20 protein-coding genes are annotated in these 16,077 nt (G+C 71.8%); 8 read left to right on the top strand and 12 right to left on the bottom strand.

The window, feature by feature from the left end:
- Nucleotides 1-77 precede the first annotated feature (77 nt).
- Genes LL946_RS05170 through LL946_RS05155 form a run of 4 tightly spaced genes read left to right on the top strand, consistent with a single transcriptional unit; the run spans nt 78 to nt 1,804 of the window.
- Nucleotides 78-470: a sterol carrier family protein gene (locus LL946_RS05170; protein WP_404385462.1), complete on the top strand. Its 393-nt coding sequence runs from the start codon at nt 78-80 to the stop codon at nt 468-470.
- 1 nt (nt 471) lies between these two features.
- Nucleotides 472-1,332, top strand: coding sequence for an LLM class flavin-dependent oxidoreductase (locus tag LL946_RS05165; protein WP_404385460.1), 861 nt, complete (start codon nt 472-474; stop codon nt 1,330-1,332).
- 9 nt (nt 1,333-1,341) lie between these two features.
- Nucleotides 1,342-1,590: a hypothetical protein gene (locus LL946_RS05160; protein WP_404385458.1), complete on the top strand. Its 249-nt coding sequence runs from the start codon at nt 1,342-1,344 to the stop codon at nt 1,588-1,590.
- 28 nt (nt 1,591-1,618) lie between these two features.
- Nucleotides 1,619-1,804 (top strand): hypothetical protein, encoded by a 186-nt coding sequence (locus LL946_RS05155; RefSeq protein WP_404385456.1) that lies wholly within the window; start codon nt 1,619-1,621, stop codon nt 1,802-1,804.
- 30 nt (nt 1,805-1,834) lie between these two features.
- Here LL946_RS05155 and LL946_RS05150 read toward each other — a convergent pair whose 3' ends face one another.
- The 5 genes from LL946_RS05150 to LL946_RS05130 all read right to left on the bottom strand — a co-directional run bounded on the left by LL946_RS05150 (nt 1,835) and on the right by LL946_RS05130 (nt 6,695).
- Nucleotides 1,835-2,800, bottom strand: coding sequence for an NAD-dependent epimerase/dehydratase family protein (locus LL946_RS05150; protein ID WP_404385454.1), 966 nt, complete (start codon nt 2,798-2,800; stop codon nt 1,835-1,837).
- 34 nt (nt 2,801-2,834) lie between these two features.
- Nucleotides 2,835-3,674, bottom strand: coding sequence for an anti-sigma factor domain-containing protein (locus tag LL946_RS05145; protein ID WP_404385452.1), 840 nt, complete (start codon nt 3,672-3,674; stop codon nt 2,835-2,837).
- On the bottom strand, nt 3,671-4,273 hold the full coding sequence (gene sigK, locus LL946_RS05140; protein ID WP_404385450.1) for an ECF RNA polymerase sigma factor SigK: 603 nt from the start codon (nt 4,271-4,273) through the stop codon (nt 3,671-3,673). The genes LL946_RS05145 and sigK overlap by 4 nt, the downstream gene beginning before the upstream one ends.
- Nucleotides 4,274-4,306: 33 nt before the next feature.
- Nucleotides 4,307-4,951, bottom strand: coding sequence for a fasciclin domain-containing protein (locus tag LL946_RS05135; RefSeq protein WP_404385448.1), 645 nt, complete (start codon nt 4,949-4,951; stop codon nt 4,307-4,309).
- A 175-nt stretch (nt 4,952-5,126) separates the two neighbouring features.
- Entirely contained in the window at nt 5,127-6,695 is a 1,569-nt protein-coding gene (locus tag LL946_RS05130; RefSeq protein WP_404385446.1) for a molybdopterin-dependent oxidoreductase, read from the bottom strand.
- 89 nt (nt 6,696-6,784) lie between these two features.
- On the opposite strand from LL946_RS05130, the gene purF reads away from it, so the two are divergent.
- From purF to LL946_RS05110, 4 genes are all read left to right on the top strand, one after another.
- Entirely contained in the window at nt 6,785-8,359 is a 1,575-nt protein-coding gene (gene purF, locus LL946_RS05125) for an amidophosphoribosyltransferase (protein ID WP_404385444.1), read from the top strand.
- A 16-nt stretch (nt 8,360-8,375) separates the two neighbouring features.
- Nucleotides 8,376-9,497: a phosphoribosylformylglycinamidine cyclo-ligase gene (gene purM / locus LL946_RS05120; RefSeq protein WP_404385442.1), complete on the top strand. Its 1,122-nt coding sequence runs from the start codon at nt 8,376-8,378 to the stop codon at nt 9,495-9,497.
- A 46-nt stretch (nt 9,498-9,543) separates the two neighbouring features.
- Nucleotides 9,544-9,708 (top strand): hypothetical protein, encoded by a 165-nt coding sequence (locus LL946_RS05115; RefSeq protein WP_404385440.1) that lies wholly within the window; start codon nt 9,544-9,546, stop codon nt 9,706-9,708.
- Between the two features lie 81 nt (nt 9,709-9,789).
- Nucleotides 9,790-10,194, top strand: a complete 405-nt coding sequence (locus LL946_RS05110; protein WP_404385438.1) for a hypothetical protein — start codon at nt 9,790-9,792, stop codon at nt 10,192-10,194.
- Between the two features lie 135 nt (nt 10,195-10,329).
- Here LL946_RS05110 and LL946_RS05105 read toward each other — a convergent pair whose 3' ends face one another.
- The 7 genes from LL946_RS05105 to LL946_RS05075 form a co-directional block, all read right to left on the bottom strand.
- Nucleotides 10,330-10,908: a cysteine hydrolase family protein gene (locus LL946_RS05105; RefSeq protein WP_404385436.1), complete on the bottom strand. Its 579-nt coding sequence runs from the start codon at nt 10,906-10,908 to the stop codon at nt 10,330-10,332.
- On the bottom strand, nt 10,905-12,398 hold the full coding sequence (locus LL946_RS05100) for a purine-cytosine permease family protein (protein WP_404385434.1): 1,494 nt from the start codon (nt 12,396-12,398) through the stop codon (nt 10,905-10,907). Before LL946_RS05100 ends, LL946_RS05105 begins: the two co-directional genes overlap by 4 nt.
- 86 nt (nt 12,399-12,484) lie before the next feature.
- The gene (locus tag LL946_RS05095) at nt 12,485-12,679 is read right to left on the bottom strand and encodes a DUF3073 domain-containing protein (RefSeq protein WP_404385432.1); all 195 of its coding nucleotides are present in this window, start codon (nt 12,677-12,679) and stop codon (nt 12,485-12,487) included.
- 283 nt (nt 12,680-12,962) lie between these two features.
- Nucleotides 12,963-14,111 (bottom strand): Glu/Leu/Phe/Val dehydrogenase, encoded by a 1,149-nt coding sequence (locus tag LL946_RS05090; protein WP_404385430.1) that lies wholly within the window; start codon nt 14,109-14,111, stop codon nt 12,963-12,965.
- Between the two features lie 250 nt (nt 14,112-14,361).
- On the bottom strand, nt 14,362-14,790 hold the full coding sequence (locus tag LL946_RS05085; protein ID WP_404385429.1) for a nitroreductase family deazaflavin-dependent oxidoreductase: 429 nt from the start codon (nt 14,788-14,790) through the stop codon (nt 14,362-14,364).
- Between the two features lie 74 nt (nt 14,791-14,864).
- On the bottom strand, nt 14,865-15,536 hold the full coding sequence (locus LL946_RS05080; protein ID WP_404385427.1) for a DUF6766 family protein: 672 nt from the start codon (nt 15,534-15,536) through the stop codon (nt 14,865-14,867).
- A gap of 85 nt (nt 15,537-15,621) precedes the next feature.
- On the bottom strand, nt 15,622-16,068 hold the full coding sequence (locus LL946_RS05075) for a hypothetical protein (RefSeq protein WP_404385425.1): 447 nt from the start codon (nt 16,066-16,068) through the stop codon (nt 15,622-15,624).
- Nucleotides 16,069-16,077: the final 9 nt, after the last annotated feature.

Below are 16,077 nucleotides of genomic sequence, written 5' to 3'. Positions count from 1 at the left end.
GCATAACTATTTGTGAAATCCGCGTGAAGACCTTCGGTGGGGGGCGCCCGTCGGAGGGGCGACCTAGGATCGTCGGTATGCCGCCCCGTCGCCGAGTGCCCGTCGCCGAGGGTCGCGCAGCCCTCCTGACGTGGGCCGATGCCCGAGCCGGCGGGGGCGCCGTGGACCGGCCCACGACGGCCACGGCGGTGCGATTCACCCTCGAGGAGCTCGGCATCCGGGCGCCCGGGCGCAGTGTCGAGGTGCGGGTGCCGCCGTTCGGCGTCGTGCAGTGCGTCGAGGGGCTCCAGCACCGACGGGGGACGCCGCCCAACGTCATCGAGACCGACGCCGACACCTGGCTCGCTCTCGCCGTCGGCACCCTCGACCCGGCGACGGCGGCGGGTGACGGTCGCCTCCGGGTGAGCGGCACGCGAGCCGACCTCACGGCATACCTGCCCCTCTTCGACGACCTCCGGAAGGTGACCTGACGTGCGACACGGGATCTCGATCCTGCCCGACCTGCCCTGGCGCGAGGCCGGGCCGCGGTGGCGAGCCGTCGAGGAGATGGGCTTCGCGCACGCGTGGGTCTACGACCACCTCGTGTGGGGCGGGCTGCCGGACAGCACGTGGTTCCCGGCGGTGCCGACGCTGGCGGCGGCGGCCGTCGTGACGTCGACGATCGGTCTCGGCACCTTCGTCACGTCCCCGAACTTCCGCCACCCCTACGTCTTCGCCCGTGACGTCCTCGCCCTCGACGACCTGTCCGGCGGTCGCTTCCTGTGTGGGCTCGGGACCGGCGGCGACCTCGACTCGGCCGTGCTGGGGGAGTCGCACACGGTCAAGGAGCGGGTCGACCGCTTCCACGAGTACGTCCCGCTGCTCGACCGGCTCCTGCGTGAGGACCACGTCGACCACGAGGGCGACTGGTATGCCGTCCGCGACGCCCGCACGCTGCCCGGTCCCGTCCGCGACCGGGTGCCCTTCGTCGTCGCCGCCAACGGGCCCCGCTCCCTGCGCCTGGCGGCGGCCCACGGCCAGGGCTGGGTGACGACCGGCCCCGGCGGCGCCGAGACCCTCGACGCGTGGTGGACCGGTGTGGCGGGGCTGGCCGAGCGCTTCGCCGCGCTCGACGGGACCGACCGGCTCGACCGCTACCTCCTGCTCGACGCGGCGCCGCAGTTCTCCCTCGAGTCGGTCGGCGTCTACGAGGAGATGACCGGGCGGGCCGCCGAGCTCGGCTTCACCGACACGATCACCCACTGGCCCCGCAGCGAGGCCCCGTATGCCGGTTCGCTGGCCACACTCGAAGCCGTCGCCTCCGGTGTCGTGGCTGTCGCCCACGGGAAGTAGCGTGGAGGCGTGAACAGCGACATCCGCCGCCCCAACCACCTCCGCGTCCTCATCATCGGGGCGATCGTGGGCTTCGGGATCGGCGCCTTCCTCGGGGTCTACCGCGGCCTCGAGTCGTCGGCCCGCACCACCGCGGGTGAGTACTCCACGTCCACTGCCGTCGGCTACCTCGGGCTGCTCGGGGCGATCGTCGTCGGGCTGCTCGCCGCGGGCGTCTCGGTGCTCATCGAGACGCTCTCCGAGCGCCGCAACCGGTGACGGCAGACATGAACGCCACGGGGCGGCGATGACCCGTCGCCTCCGCCTGGTCCTCGGCGGCCTGCTCGTCGGCGTCGGGCTCCTCTGGACCCTGCAGGGACTCGGTCTCGTCGGTGGCAGCGTGATGTCGGGCGTGACCCTGTGGGCGGTCATCGGCCCCGTCGTCGCCGTGCTCGGGCTGGCCCTCGCGCTGAGCGGACGTCGCCGCTCCTGACCTCGGGGGCGGGTCCGGGCCCAGCTGTCCCTAGCCGGCGCGAACGGCGGCCACGGTCTCGGCGAGTCCATCCGACAGGGGCCGGCACTCCCACCCGAGGTCGCGCTCGGCCTTGGCCCGCGTCCCCACATAGCTCGCGAGCGACGCACGCAGCGACTCGGGGTGGTAGCTCGCGGGTACCGGAAGGAGCCTGGCCACCGGGGTCAAGGCCTTCTCGGTGACGCGGATGAGGACTCGTGGCACGAGCCGGGGCCGCTTGGTCCCGGCGAGAGCAGCCACCTGCTGGAGCACGCCCGCCAGGGTCGCGGGCTCGCCGGCGAGCATGTAGTCCTCGCCCGGGGTGCCGCGCTCCATGGCGAGGACGTGACCGTGCGCCACGTCGCCGACGTGGGCCCACATGAGGGTCCCGCCGCCCAGGGGGACCTGCGGTCTCCGCCCCGCCACGACCTGCGCGACGAGGTCGCCGACCTGGGAGGTGTCGCCGGGCCCGTAGACGGCACCCGGCATGACCGTGACGAGGGGGAGGCCGCGCGCGCAGAGCTCGTGGGCGATGTCGTGGGCTCGTGCCTTGGTGCGGTCGTACTCGGTGATGTGGGCCCCCGTGTGCCGGTGGGTCTCGTCGCGGACCGCGCCGCCGGTGTCGGAGTTCACCGCGAGGGTGCTCGTGTAGACGACCTTGGGCGTCCCCGCACGCAGCGCGGCCTCGAGGACGTTGCGCGTGCCCTCGACGTTGACGCGCTCGCCGACGGACCGGTCGCGCTCGCCGAGCTTGTACCAGCCGGCGACGTGGAACAGTCCGTCGGCGCCCTCGAGGAGACGGTCGAGGGCGGCGTCGGAGTCGAGGTCACCCTCGACGAGCTCGACACCGAGCTCGGCCAGGTCGGAGGCCCGACGAGGGCTGCGGACGAGCGCGACGACGGCGTGCCCCGCTTCGACGAGCTGGCGGGCGATCTCGCCACCGACGAAGCCGGTGGCACCGGTGAGTGCGTAGCGCATGGCGCTCATTGTCCACCGCGACGGGCGCGTCGGCTCAGGTGAAGGTGAAGAGGGCGACGGGGTCGGACGTGGGGTGCTGCGAGCCGGACTCCGGCTCGAGCGTGATGCCCGCACCGGTCGCGGTCCTGGCGTCCCCCTCGAGCGGCACGGTGACGGACTGGCCGGAGGTCGGGATGAGCCCGGCGCTCACCATCCCTCGGCCCGGCATGTCGAACCAGAGCTGGTAGGCCTTGCCGGACGGCGGGGTGGGCATGGCGTCGGCGAGGAAGACGGCACGGCCGACCGACGGGCTCCGGACGAGGGTGATCTCGGACGCGCCCATGGGGAGCTCGAGGCGCTGCGCGTCGTCGGCCCGGAGCACCTGCTCGGTGGCCGTGAGCTGGGCGGGGGCGTCCTCCCACGGCTGCCACACGAGGCCACCGACGGTGAGGACGGCAGCCGCGACCGCCGCGGCGAGCCACGGACGAAGCCGGCGGCTGCGGCGGGCCGCGAGCTCGTCGGTCCCGGACGTGGACGACCGGTGCCGAGCAGCGGGCGCCGAGGAGACCTGGGTGCCCCCGTCCGACGGGAGCGAGGAGATGGACGCGACCGCGCTGCCCGGGGCTTCCGCGACCGCGGATCCGGACGTGGGGGCGACGTCGAGCGGGGACAGCTGACGGGTCTGCGACACGGCGGAGAGGACAGAGGCCCGCAGCGCCGGCGGCGGCGCGAGCTCGACGTCGGCGGCGAGGGTGGCAGCAGCCGCCCGCAGCTCCGCGACCTCGGCCCGGCAGTCGGCGCACTCGTCGAGGTGTACCTCGAAGGAGCGACGCTCCTCGTCGGTCACGGCATTGACGGCATACGCGCCGGCCAGGGCGTGAGTGTCTGGGTTCATGCCGTCACCTCCAAAATGTCTCGCAGTCGGATGAGTCCGTCTCGGATCCGGGTCTTGGCCGTTCCGAGCGGGATGTCGAGGAGTGCCGCGACCTCGCTGTGCGTGTGTCCTCCGAGGTAGGCCAGCTCCACCGCGCCACGCTGGGTGTCGGTGAGGGTGGACAGCGCCCGGCGGACGCGTTGCTGGTCGAGACGGACCTCGACCTGCTCGAGCGTCGAGTCGTGCTCGCGCCCGGTGGTGGTGGTCTCGTAGGTCACCTCACGCGCCTTCGCGGCCTCCGCCGAGCGGACCCGGTCGACGGCCTTGCGATGGGCGATGGTGAGCATCCACGAGAGGGGTGACCCCTTGGAGGGGTCGAAGCGGGTGCAGTGCCGCCAGATGTCGAGGAAGGCCTCCTGGGTGACCTCCTCGCTCTGCGCCCGGTCGCGCACGACCCGGACGACCAGGCCGTGGAGCCGGGAAGCGGTGGCGTCGTAGAGCTCTGCGAAGGCGGCTTCGTCACCGCGCGCCGACCGGGTCAGCAGGCCGACGAGGTCCGGCCCCACGGCAGCGGTCGGCGAGGACTCGTCCTCGTTGCCGACCACTGCCATGACGACCATGATTGCCTATGCCTTCTTCGGGTGGTGCGCCGGTCAGGAAGCCGGGAGCAGGACGCCGTCGATGATGTAGACGGTGGCGTTGGCGGTCTGGACGTTGCCGCAGATCACGTTGGCCTCGCCGACGGTGAACTCCTCACCGCTGCCGGCGACGGTGATGGTGCCACCGCCGAGGGTCTTGTGGTCACCGGCGATCTCGTCGGGAGCGATCTTGCCCTCGACGACGTGGTTGGTGAGCACCTTGGTGAGCAGGCCCTTGGGGTCGGCCATCGCGGCGTCCATCGTCGCCTTGGGGACCGCGGCGAAGGCGTCGTTGACCGGCGCGAACACGGTGAGCTCCGGGGCGCCGTTGAGGGTGTCGACGAGTCCGGCCTCCTTGACGGCGGAGACGAGGGTCGAGAGCAGCGGGTTGGCGCTGGCGGCCGTGGCCACCGGGGCGGTCGACATGCCGTCGAACGAGCCGGCGCCCGAGGCAGGCACCTGGCTGCAGGCCGCGCCGAACGGCTTGTCGCCCATCATGCTCTCGGAGGGCGAGGCGCTGGCCGACGGGGACATCGACTCGGTGGAGGACGAGGTGGTGCCACCCGCGTCGGTGTCGGCGTCGGAGCTGCCGCACGCGGCCAGACCGAGGGGCAGGGCGAGAGCGAGGGCAAGGACTGCGGGGCGGTGCGTGAGCTTCATGATCGTCTCCTGTGAGGGGGTGGATGACACCCGTGGTTCGATGCCGCTCACGAGTCGGATTGGTTCTGCCCCAAGCTTTTTGGACTTCTTTCCGTATGCCGTCCGCTCACCCCTGCGTTGCGTCCGCCAAGGTGGCGACCTGGCCACCGAAGTGGCGGACGCAAGGGAGCGTGGGTCAGTCGACGAGGACCGGGATGGAGTGCCACCCGGTGGCTCCACGCGGGAAGGGCTCGGCGCGACGCTCGGTCTGGACGGCACCGGTGAGGTCGGTGGCGCGGACGGTCAGCTCGTGGCGACCGGGGGTGGCGTCCCAGGGGAAGAACCACTGGCGCCAGTAGTCGATGTTGGCGTCGGGGCCGAGGGTGGCCTCCTGCCACGGGTTCTCGTCGATGCGGAGCTCGACCTTGGCGATGCCCCGGCCCTGGGCCCAGGCGACGCCACCGATGACGACCCGTCCGGGCTTGAGGTTGGCGAGGCCACGCGGGGTGTCGATCCGCGACTGGGTGAGAACGCGGCCGTCGACGGCCCAGTCGCGCTCGGTCCAGTACGCCTTCTTGGCGGCGTACGTCGTGGCCGTGAGGCGCTCGAGCCACTTGGTGGATCCGACGAAGCCGTAGAGCCCGGGGGTGACGAGCCGCACCGGGTAGCCGTGGCGTCGGGGGAGCGGCTCACCGTTCATGCCGATGGCGACGAGGGCGTCGCGGTCGTCGGTGAGTGCCTGGACCGGCGTCGAGATGGTCATGCCGTCGACGGAGGTGCTGAGGATCTGGTCCGCGCTCGACCGGACGCCGGCGCGCGCGAGCAGCTCTCGGACGGGCACGCCCAGCCAGCGGGCGCCACCGATGTAGCCGCCACCGACCTCGTTGCTGACGCAGCACATCGTGATGTCCTTCTCGATGAGCGGCATCGAGGAGAGCTCGGCGAAGTCGATGGTGAACGGCTCGTCGACGTCTCCGTCGATGGTGAGCTCCCAGGAGTCCGCGTCGACGCGCGGGATGACCAGCGCGGTGTCGATCCGGTAGAAGTCCTTGTTGGGGGTGCGCCACGGCACGACCCCCTTGACCCGTCCCTCGATGCCGGCGGGCAGCGGCGCGAGTGACTGCGCCGGCGCGGGAAGGGTCATCGTCGAGGGGGCGATGGCGTCGGCTGTGAGCTTCTGGCCGAAGGCGCCCACGGCGGCGGCGCCGACGGCCGTGCCGCCGGCGCCCAGCAGGAAGCTGCGCCGACCGGCCGCGACGGGCTCGCCGGTCTCGCGGGCGTTGTGGTCGGTGGGGCTCTCGGGCCCCGCGCCCCCAGCGCGCGGGATCCGGGAGAGCAGCAGGGCCAGGACGCCGACCCCCACCAGACCGGTGACGAGCCCCGGCACGATGTCGAGCTGTCCGGCGGTGGGTCGCAGGACGGCGGCCGCCGCGGCCAGCGCGGCGAGACCGACGATGACGAGCCGTCCGGCGAGCGGGCGGGTGCGTGACACCAGCCCGGCGACGGCAGCGAGCAGGAGGGTGACGACGGCGACGCTGCCGATGAGGACCGGCTTGTCCGCCGTGCCCATCGTCCGCACCGCCCACTCCTTGACCGGGGTGGGGGTGGCGTCGATGACCTGCGAGCCCACGGCGAGCACGGGTGAGGCCTCCGGGGAGACCAGAGCGGCCGCGAGGTGACCGGCAGCGGCTCCGGCGGCCGCGGCGAGAACCCCGCTCACGGCATACGGCCAGCGCGGTTGCGGCGACGGGTCAGGAGCGTCCATGGCAAGCCATTCGGAGCCGAGCCCGGCGTGGATGGGTCGGGGGACGGCACCGGCGTCGGGGTCCCGCGCGTTCGTGGGACACTGGGAGTGTGGCACGCGGAGACGGACGACTGACCCACGACCTCCTGCCCGGTGAGAAGGGTCCGCAGGACGCCTGTGGCGTCTTCGGGGTCTGGGCTCCCGGCGAGGACGTCGCCAAGCTGACCTACTACGGGCTCTACGCGCTGCAGCACCGCGGGCAGGAGTCCGCGGGCATCGCCGCGAGCGACGGCCGGCGCCTCCTCGTCTACAAGGACATGGGGCTGGTGTCGCAGGTCTTCGACGAGCGCTCCCTGGGCTCGCTCACCGGGCACCTCGCGATCGGCCACTGCCGCTACTCGACCACCGGCGCCTCGACCTGGGAGAACGCCCAGCCCACCCTCGGCGGTCACGACGGCGGCACCCTCGCCCTGGCCCACAACGGCAACCTCATCAACTCGGCCGAGCTGCGTGACCTCGTCGACGAGGCGACCGGCGACAGCCGCCACCGCGGTGAGATCGGGCGCGGCAACACGACCGACACCGCCCTCGTCACCGCGCTGCTCACCGCCGACCCGGACCGCACCGTCGAGGCCGCGGCGCTCGAGGTGCTCCCGAAGCTGCGCGGCGCCTTCTGCTTCGTCTTCATGAACGAGCACACCCTGTATGCCGCCCGCGACCCCCAGGGGATCCGTCCCCTCGTCCTGGGTCGCCTCGAGCGGGGCTGGGTCGTCGCGTCCGAGACGGCGGCGCTCGACATCGTCGGCGCCTCGTTCATCCGTGAGGTCGAGCCCGGCGAGATCATCGCCATCGACGAGGACGGCCTGCGCTCGCAGCGCTTCGCCGAGACCGACCGCAAGGGCTGCGTCTTCGAGTACGTCTACCTCGCCCGTCCCGACACGACGATCAACGGCCGCGTCGTGCACGAGGCCCGGGTCGAGATGGGCCGCACGCTGGCGCGCGAGCACCCCGTAGAGGCCGACCTCGTCATGCCGACGCCGGAGTCCGGCACGCCCGCCGCGATCGGCTACGCCCAGGAGTCGGGCATCCCCTACGGCCAGGGCCTGGTCAAGAACGCCTATGTCGGTCGCACCTTCATCGCGCCGTCCCAGACCATCCGCCAGCTCGGCATCCGGCTCAAGCTCAACCCGCTGCGCGAGGTCATCAAGGGCAAGCGCCTCATCGTCGTCGACGACTCGATCGTGCGGGGCAACACCCAGCGCGCGCTCGTGCGGATGCTGCGCGAGGCAGGAGCGGCCGAGGTGCACGTGCGCATCTCGTCGCCGCCGGTCCGCTGGCCCTGCTTCTACGGCATCGACTTCGCCACCCGCGCCGAGCTCATCGCCACCGGCATCGGGGTCGAGGAGGTCTGCAACTCCATCGGCGCCGACTCCCTCGGCTACATCTCCGAGGAGGGCATGATCGCCGCGACCGAGCAGGAGCCCGAGCAGCTCTGCTCGGCGTGCTTCACCGGCAGCTACCCGATCGAGCTGCCGACGTCGGACCGTCTGGGCAAGGGGCTGCTCGAGCTCGAGTTCCCCGTCGACGAGGGCGTCACCGACGCGACGCAGACGGGCACCCTCGACGTGGACCGCGTCTCGGTCACCGCATCGGGCGGGGCGGCCGAGGCCGTCCGTCGTCCCTGACCCTAGGCTGGCCGACGTGAGTGACCAGGGCGAACAGATCACCTATGCCGCGGCCGGAGTCGACGTCGAGGCGGGTGACAAGGCCGTCGAGCTGATGAAGGCCGACGTCCGTCGCGCGACCCGCCCCGAGGTCCTCGGTGGGCTCGGTGGCTTCGCGGGGATGTTCGACGCCAGCGCCCTGGCCCGGATGGACCGTCCCGTCCTCGCGACGAGCACCGACGGTGTCGGCACCAAGGTCGCCATCGCCCAGGCGCTCGACAAGCACGACACCATCGGCTTCGACCTGGTCGGCATGGTCGTCGACGACATCGTCGTGTGCGGCGCCGAGCCCCTCTTCATGACCGACTACATCGCGACCGGCAAGGTCGTCCCCGAGCGCATCGCCGCCATCGTCGGCGGCATCGCGCGGGCCTGCGAGCAGGCGGGCGTGGCCCTCGTCGGTGGCGAGACCGCCGAGCACCCGGGCCTGCTCGAGCCGGACGAGTACGACGTCGCGGGCGCCGCCACGGGAGTCGTCGAGTATGCCGCAGTGCTGGGTCCGCAGCGGGTCCGGACCGGCGACGTGGTGCTCGGCATCGCCAGCTCGGGACTGCACTCCAACGGCTACTCGCTCGTCCGCAAGGTCGTCGCGCACGCCGGCTGGCAGCTCGACCGCCACGTCGACGAGTTCGGCCGCACCCTCGGCGAGGAGCTGCTCGAGCCGACCCGCGTCTACTCCAAGGACCTGCTCGAGCTCATCGGCACCGACGGCCTCGACGTCCACGCGCTCTCCCACGTCACCGGTGGCGGCTTGGCGGCCAACCTCGCGCGGGTTCTCCCGAGTGACGTCTTCGCCCGGGTCGACCGGTCCACGTGGACGCCTCCGGCGGTGTTCTCGACCGTGCAGCGCCTGGGGCAGGTGCCGCAGGCTGACATCGAGCGCACGCTCAACATGGGCGTGGGCTTCGTGGCGATGCTGCCGGCGGACCAGGTCGACCTCGCCGTGCGGACGCTGGCCGATCTGGGCGTGGCTGCCTGGCCGATGGGTGAGGTCACCGGGCTCGAGGACGCCGTCGTCGAGGACGGTGTCGAGGTCGTCCGGGGCGCCAAGGGCGTCGACGGTGGTTCGGTCCAGGTCGTCGGTTCACACCCGGCCTGACGTCCGCGGGGCCACACTGGTCTCGGTCCAGTGATCGGAGACAGCCGTGAGTGACGTCGAGCAGGAACTCCCCACCGAGGGCGAGAGCGAAGGGCCGCACTCGAGCGAGGCGGAGATCATCGAGGCCGAGGCAGCGCTCGAGACCCCCGCGGCACCCACGGGCGAGGCCACGTGGGCCGAGGACGCATCTTCCGGTGACGAGTCCGGCTGACACCCCGCGCCTCGCGCGTCGGCCGGAAGCCTGAGTACCCGATCGCATGACACGGGGGCTGCGGACCGCCATCCTCGGACCATGACCGGTGCCGACCACCCGAGCCTGTCGCTCCCGCCGGAGCAGGCGGGCCTCCCGCAACCCACCGGGGCCGACCGGGTGCGGACCGCGCGACGCTGGGCCGTCGGTGTCCTGGCCGTCGCCACGCTGCTGCTGGTCGCCTACCTCGCCCTGGTCCTCGTGGCTGTCTGGCTCGTGGGGGCGGCGATCGACGTCCTCTCGTCGCAGGACGTCGGATCGCTCGACGTCGCGGGCCTGTTCGTGACGGCGGTCCCCGGCCTGCTCGTCGGCTGGTGCGTCGGGTTGGGTGCAACGTGGGTGCTCGCCCGCGGGGAGGCGCTGGGTGCGCGGGCCGCGGGTCTCACCTCCGGAGCGGTGGGCGTCCTGGGTGGCGCTGCGGTGCTCGCCGCGACCGGCGTCCTCTGAGGGGCGCGCCGCGTACGCCCCCTCGCGACGCTGTGCACTGCTGTGCCCCGGCGCAGCAGTGCACAGCGTCGGTGCCTCGGGATGTGCACTGCTGTGCTCCAGCGCAGCAGTGCACAGGCGCGATGAGAGCCCAGGTCAGAGGATCGTGACCTGGGGCGCGAACATGCTCATCGCCCCGAGCGCCTGCTCGTGCATCGCGATGCTCGACCCGGCGCAGGCCTCGGCGACGACCCGTACGCTCGCTCCGGCGTCGGCGGCCGGCAGCGCGGTCGAGATGACGCAGCAGTCGGTGGCGACACCGGCGAGGGCGAACCTCGGCTGGTCCCCGATGACCGCACGCAGGCCGGCCGTCCACTTCCCGAACGTCGGTTCGGTGACGACATGGTCGGTGAGGTGGGCGAGCTCCGGCACCACGGCATACAGGGGGTCGCCGTCCGGGACGAGCGCGAACTGCCAGTCGTCGTAGTAGTCGGCCCACGACCCGCCGAGGCCCGGGTCCGCGACGAAGCGGGTCACGACGACCCGACCTGCGTATGCCGTCGCGAGACGGGCGATGCGGGGCATCGTCTGAGCCCACATGGGTGAGCCCCACGGGCTGGTGCCGGGGTCGGCGAAGACCGCCTGCGGGTCGATGACGACGAGCCACTCGTCCTCGAGCGGCTCCACCTGCTCGACCGGGAGGGACCGGCCGCCGCCGGGGGAGGCCGTGCTCACGCGACCTGCTCCTGGCGGGCGACCTTCCCACGGCGGGCGACGTAGGTGACCACGAAGGAGAGCACGAGGGCGAGCAGCACGCCGAGGTTGGCGTAGGCGAACGTGCCTTCCCAGTACGAGCCTGCAGGGTCCTCGACGAAGGTGCCGAGGCCGAGCGGGTCGAGGAGGAAGCCCTGCCAGTTGTTCCACGTGGCGTCGTCGGCGAAGTTGTTGACGACCAGGCCCCAGCCCAGGACCGAGGCCGCGACCATGGTGCCGATCGACACCCAGTCGAACGCGCCGTAGCGGCCAGCGGAGTCGAAGAGGGCGTCGTCGTCGTAGTCGCGCTTGCGCAGCGCGATGTCGGCGATCATGATCCCCGCCCACGAGGCGAGCGGCACCCCGAGCGTGATGAGGAAGGACTGGAACGGGTTGATGAAGCTCTCGGCGACGAAGACGACGTAAAAGGTGCCGAGCGTGAGGATGATGCCGTCGATGAGCGCGGCCATGGGGCGGGGGATGCGCACGCCCAGAGACAGCAGCGTGAGGCCGGACGAGTAGATGCCGAGCACGGCACCGGACACGAGCGAGAGGATCGCGGCGAGCAGGAAGGGCACCAGCACCCACGTCGGGAGCAGCGTGGCGAGGGTGCCGATGGGGTCGGCGCCGATGCCCGCGAGGACCTCCTCGTCAGAGCCGGCGAGGGCGAGGCCGTAGCAGACGAGGAGGGCCGGGGCGAGGGCTCCGCCGAAGGTGTTCCAGCCGACGATGGCGGCGCCGCTGGCGTCCCGGTGCTGGTAGCGGGACCAGTCGGCGGCGATGTTGATCCAGCCGAGGCCGAAGCCGGTCATGACGAGGACGAGGGCGCCGATCACCTGACCGATGCCACCGGACTCCAGGCCGGAGACGGCGGACCAGTCGACGTGCTGGACGGTCATGGCGACGTAGAGGATCGTGATGGCCCCGGTGATCCACGTGAGCACCGACTGCATCCGCATGATGATGTGGTAGCCCGCGACCGCCGCGACGACGATCATCGCGGCGACGACGACGGCGGCGATGACCTTGGTCGCGGTGCCGCCGCCCCAGCCCAGCCGCTCGAAGATCGTCGCGGTCGCCAGGACGGCGAGGATCGCGAGGAAGGTCTCCCAGCCGATCGAGACCAGCCACGAGATGACGCCCGGCACCTTCTGGCCCTTGACGCCGAACGCGGCGCGCGAGAGCACCATCGTCGGCGCCGACCCACGCTTGCCGGCGAGGGCGATGATCCCGCACAGCGCGAACGACACGACCACGCCGACGATCGTCACGAGGACGGCCTGCCAGAAGGAGATGCCGAAGCCGAGGACGAAGGCGGCGTAGGAGATGCCGAACACCGACACGTTGGCGGCGAACCAGGGCCAGAAGAGGTCACGAGGGGTCGCTGTACGGGCCGACTCGTCGATGATCTCGATGCCGGTGGTCTCGACGCCGAGCCGCTTGGCGGCGTCGGCTGTGCGCACGTCAGTCATGCTCGTGAGCATGTCAGATCGTGGGCAGCAGAACACGCATGCCGCACAAGGACGTGCGAGGAAAGGGACGAGCGATCAGTCGGGCGTCAACGACGCCCGCTGGCCCACTTGTCGTAGTCGTCGTCCTCATCACCGTCGGACTCGGCGACCCGAGTCGGCAGAGACGAGGGCGAGTGCCCGTGGAGTTCTCGCTCAAGCGAGCTCAAATCGGTGTCGGGGCTGTAGTACTTCAGCTCCCGTGCCACCTTGGTCTGCTTGGCTTTTGCCCGGCCGCGCCCCATGGCGAGACCCCCTTGTGCGTCTGCCGGGCGACATACCCGAAGGGACGGCCCCGAAGGGGTCATCCCAAGTCGAGCTGTGGTCCCGGGAATCGTGTGTATGTCGTGGGGTCAACGCTACATCAGGCCGAGGTGTTTCCGCGCACGGGTCGAGTTGTTGAGACCGTGTCCCTTCCGAGGTGCCGTCCGGGCCCGGCTCAACGACCTCAGACCGGCGTATGCCGGGTGCTCACCTGATGACGGTGGGCACCCGGCATACGAGCGTTTCGGGCTGCGGACGGCAGGCTCAGCGCTGGGGGAGCCAGATCGTCGAGGACCCGGCGGCCATCCGCTTCTCGGCGATGTGGTCCGCCGCTGCTGCGGGGCTCTCGCCGCGCTCGTCGGCGGTCTCGAGGACCTCGAGGGTGTGCTCGAAGATCGCGGTCGCGCCGCGCTTGGCGCGGTCGAAGTCGAAGCCACGGAGCTCGTCGCTCACCTGGATGACGCCGCCGGCGTTGACGAGGAAGTCGGGGCAGTAGGTGATGCCGCGCGCGACGAGCCGGTCGGCGGTGCCGCCCTCACCCTCGGTGACGAGCTGGTTGTTGGCGCCGCCACAGACGACACGAGCCTTGAGCACGTCGACGGTGTCGTCGTCGAGCGCACCACCGAGCGCGCAGGGGGCGTAGACGTCGAGGTCGCTGCGGACGAGGGCGGCGACGTCGCTCAGCGTCTCGATGCCGGGGTGGGTGTCCGTGAGCGCCTCGACGGCGGCGGTGTTGACGTCGGTGACGACGACCTGGGCGCCGTCCTCGACGAGGTGGCCGGCGAGGATGCGCCCGACCTTGCCGACGCCGGCGATGCCGACGCGGCGGCCGCGGAGCGTGGGCTCGCCCCAGAGGTGCTGCGCAGCGGCGCGCATGCCCTGGAAGACGCCGAACGCGGTGAGGACCGACGAGTCGCCGGCGCCGCCCTTCTCGGGCGAGCGGCCGGTCGCGAAGCGCGTCGTCTCGGCGACGACGTCCATGTCCTGCACGTAGGTGCCGACGTCGCAGGCGGTGACGTAGCGACCGCCGAGGCTCTCGACGAACCGGCCGAAGGCGCGGAGCAGCTCGGGGGTCTTGTCCGTGGTGGGGTCGCCGATGATCACGGCCTTGCCGCCGCCGTGCGGGATGCCCGCGACGGCGTTCTTGTAGGACATGCCGCGCGAGAGGCGGAGCACGTCGGCGAGGGCCTCGTCGTGGGTCGCGTAGGGGTAGAACCGCGTCCCGCCGAGCGCCGGACCGAGCGAGGTGTCGTGGATCGAGATGATCGCGCGCAGACCGGACTGCGGGTCGGAGCAGAGGACGACCTGCTCGTGGCCGGACGTGTCGAGCGGGTCGTGGGCGGCGGGTGCCGGCACGGGGGTGTGCTCGGACGTGGGCGCGGGGGCCGGGGCGGTGACGGACGACGCGGTCACGGTGGTGACTCCTTTGTCAGTGAGGGCTGCGAGATGGTGCAGCAGGGTGCTCGGCGTGGGTCTCACGCACGCCTACAGGCTAGTCGCGCCGCGCAGGGGTGGCGGCCCCGTCCACTGCGCGTCGGGCTGCCGCCGCCGCTCCACGTCGTGCTGCCGCCGCCGCTCCGCGTAGGGCTGTCGCCGCCGCTCCACGTCGTGCTGCCGCCGCCGCTCCGCGTAGGGCTGTCGCAGCCGCTCCGCGTGCGGCCGGTCAGAGGGGGTGCAGCCGAGCGACCGGGATGGTCCGCCCTGACTTGCGTTCATACTTCTCGACACCCGGGATCTGGGCGAGGACCGTGGTCAGCCACACGGTGTCGCGGTCCGAGCCCTCGAGGACCTCCGGTCGCACCTGCCGTGAGCGGGTGCCGATCTCGATCGTCGACTCCCTCGTTCGGCGCAGGTTGCGGAACCAGTCCGGCTCCGATGGCCGACCGCTGCCCGTGCCCCACACGAGGTAGTCGTCGCCGTCCTCGAGGTAGCGCACCATCGTCGATCGCGGGAGCCCGGTCCGGCGGCCGGGGGAGGTGATCATGAGGACGCCACCGACCTTGCCGCCGCCGTCGAGCCGGCCCTTGAAGAACCGGTGCATCCACACGCCCATGGCGTTGCCCCGCGCCAACATCGAGTGCGACATCGCCATGGCCGCCACCTCCTGCTCCCAGCGTCCGCCGGTCGGTCGGCCGGGTCAATGGGTCGGTGCTCTCGCCGCGTCGGTCAGCCCTCGACCCCCGTCGTGCCGTGCGGCTCACCCACGGGCTTGGACTCCGGTGAACCGCGCTCGCGCAGGTAGATCGAGAAGACCACCATGCTCGCCACGGCGAGGAACTCCGACTGCCAGTTCTGCAGGGTGCGACTCCAGAAGTCGGGAGCGACGAGGTAGTCACCCCACCCCTGCGGCTCCTCGAGGTCGCGGATGAGCTCGGCGTTGTGTGCCGCCCGTCCCGCGATGAACTGGGCGCTCCACGAGCCCACGAAGATCGCCGCCATGGTCACCCCCAGTGAGTGCGAGTAGAGCCGCCGGCGCCAGCCTCCGGCGACCGCCCACCGTGGTGAGTCCGGACGAGCCCAGCGACCGACCTTCTGGTCCTCGTCGCTCTCCCTCCCGGCGCTGTCCAGCGGCTTGGACTCCGGTGAGCCCTTCTGGACGAACCACACCGTGAGCAGGATGAAGAGGAGGAACTGGAGGTACTCGGACTGCCAGTTCTCGGCGACGTCGACCGCGAAGCTGGACGAGGTGAGGTACTCGCCCATGCCGATGGTGGGGAGCCCGTGGTCGCGGGCGTCCCCGTTGACCCCGGCCAGCCCGGAGATGGCCTGCCCGACGAGTGCGAACAACAGGAGTGCCCCGAAGACGAGGGCCAGACCGTGGTCGCGCAGGCGCCTCATCGCGCCATCACCCCGATGGTGAGGCACCAGGCGAGACCGAAGACGATGAAGAGCAGCCAGCCGAGGAAGGACCACCGCATCCCACTCACCGCCCCTCGACCGCGCAGTCGTAGGGCAGGTCCTTGCCCCGGGGCTGGCAGCCGGCGGCGGTGACGCGCCACCCGTCGTCGAAGCGGGCGAGGAAGAGGGTCTGGTCCACCCACCGCACCATCGCGTCGCGTCCGAAGACGTCGATCCGGACCTCGCCGGGGCGGGAGGGGCGCGCCGTCCCTCTGACGTCAGCCGCCTCTGACAGGACCTCGGCGCACTCTTCTCCGTCGGACTCCAGCTCCTCGAGGGTGGCGGGAGCCAGCAGGTCACAGCCGGCCTCGGGCGCGAAGGCGACTCCAGCGAGGAACTCCGTCGCGGTGTCGCCCACCCGGTCCTCCTCGACGGATCCGCGCGCTCCGCATCCGGTGAGCAGGAGCGTCACGGCCACCGATCCGACGAGGGAACGGGCCGGCATACGGCATCTGTGCAGGTGAGAGGGCACGTCTCAACT

The sequence above is a fragment of the Knoellia locipacati genome (assembly GCF_044791685.1).
In the GTDB taxonomy this organism is placed as follows: Bacteria; Actinomycetota; Actinomycetes; order Actinomycetales; family Dermatophilaceae; genus Knoellia; species Knoellia locipacati_A.
Note: the sequence above shows the minus strand (reverse complement) of the source record. Positions and strands in the feature narration are given on the sequence as shown.

What these genes read in the sequence shown, in the direction of transcription:
- LL946_RS05150 (WP_404385454.1), bottom strand. Translation starts at nt 2,800, where the DNA reads ATGCGCTACGCACTCACCGGTGCCACCGGCTTCGTCGGTGGCGAGATC.
- LL946_RS05145 (WP_404385452.1), bottom strand. Translation starts at nt 3,674, where the DNA reads ATGAACCCAGACACTCACGCCCTGGCCGGCGCGTATGCCGTCAATGCC.
- LL946_RS05080 (WP_404385427.1), bottom strand. Translation starts at nt 15,536, where the DNA reads ATGAGGCGCCTGCGCGACCACGGTCTGGCCCTCGTCTTCGGGGCACTC.
- LL946_RS05170 (WP_404385462.1), top strand. Translation starts at nt 78, where the DNA reads ATGCCGCCCCGTCGCCGAGTGCCCGTCGCCGAGGGTCGCGCAGCCCTC.
- LL946_RS05095 (WP_404385432.1), bottom strand. Translation starts at nt 12,679, where the DNA reads ATGGGGCGCGGCCGGGCAAAAGCCAAGCAGACCAAGGTGGCACGGGAG.
- sigK (WP_404385450.1), bottom strand. Translation starts at nt 4,273, where the DNA reads ATGGTCGTCATGGCAGTGGTCGGCAACGAGGACGAGTCCTCGCCGACC.
- LL946_RS05110 (WP_404385438.1), top strand. Translation starts at nt 9,790, where the DNA reads ATGACCGGTGCCGACCACCCGAGCCTGTCGCTCCCGCCGGAGCAGGCG.
- LL946_RS05155 (WP_404385456.1), top strand. Translation starts at nt 1,619, where the DNA reads ATGACCCGTCGCCTCCGCCTGGTCCTCGGCGGCCTGCTCGTCGGCGTC.
- LL946_RS05100 (WP_404385434.1), bottom strand. Translation starts at nt 12,398, where the DNA reads ATGACTGACGTGCGCACAGCCGACGCCGCCAAGCGGCTCGGCGTCGAG.
- LL946_RS05130 (WP_404385446.1), bottom strand. Translation starts at nt 6,695, where the DNA reads ATGGACGCTCCTGACCCGTCGCCGCAACCGCGCTGGCCGTATGCCGTG.
- LL946_RS05135 (WP_404385448.1), bottom strand. Translation starts at nt 4,951, where the DNA reads ATGAAGCTCACGCACCGCCCCGCAGTCCTTGCCCTCGCTCTCGCCCTG.
- LL946_RS05085 (WP_404385429.1), bottom strand. Translation starts at nt 14,790, where the DNA reads ATGGCGATGTCGCACTCGATGTTGGCGCGGGGCAACGCCATGGGCGTG.